Origin of the sequence: Curtobacterium sp. MCBA15_005 (assembly GCF_001864855.1) — a bacterium.
Classification (GTDB): domain Bacteria; phylum Actinomycetota; class Actinomycetes; order Actinomycetales; family Microbacteriaceae; genus Curtobacterium; species Curtobacterium flaccumfaciens.
Genome location: NZ_MJGL01000027.1, coordinates 9,196 through 9,882 on the forward strand (window position 1 = coordinate 9,196; position 687 = coordinate 9,882).

The 687-nt window shown below is 71.8% G+C and carries 1 protein-coding gene; it reads left to right on the forward strand.

The genetic code is table 11. The annotated features are described in order from the left end of the window. Nucleotides 1-687 (forward strand): glycerophosphoryl diester phosphodiesterase membrane domain-containing protein (locus tag BIU89_RS11945; RefSeq protein ID WP_175475016.1); only part of this gene is annotated, 687 nt, incomplete at both ends.

The window sequence follows — 687 nt, forward strand, 5'->3', positions numbered from 1 at the left end:
GATCCTGGCCGGGCTCGTGTTCTTCGGGGTGTTCGCAGCCATGGGTGCCGCCGACTCCGGCACCGGGTGGTTCGTGCTGGCGCTCGTGCTGTTCGTGCTCGGGATCGGTGTCGTCGTCGTGTGGCTCGCCACGCGCTTCGTGCTCACCGTCCCGACCATCGCGCTCGAGGGCCGGCCGGTCTTCGCCGCTGCCGCCCAGTCGTGGCGCCTGACCCGCGGGGCCTTCTGGCGGACCTTCGGCATCCTGCTGCTCGTGCAGCTCATGTTCGGGTTCGCCGCATCCATCGCGTCGATCCCGCTCACCATCGGTGCCGTGCTCATCGCAGGCACCTTCGACCCCCTCGGGCAGACGGGCGGTACGTCGGGTGCCGGTACCGGTGCGGTCATCGCCATCGTCGTCGGGAGCCTGCTCGCGATCGCGGTGCAGTGCGTCACCGACGTGCTGAGCGCGTCGATCACCACGTTCCTCGCCATCGACCGGCGGATCCGCACCGAGGCGCTCGACCAGCGGATCGCGTCGCACCTCGACTCGGGGCAGCCGACCGACCCGTTCGCGCCGTCCGAGCCCGTCGCACGCCCACCGTGGCCGCAGCAGCAGCAGCAGTGGGGTGGCCAGCAGTGGCAGGCGCAGCAGTGGCCGGGGCAGCAGCAGCCATGGCAGCCCGCGCAGCAGCAGCCGTGGCAGCC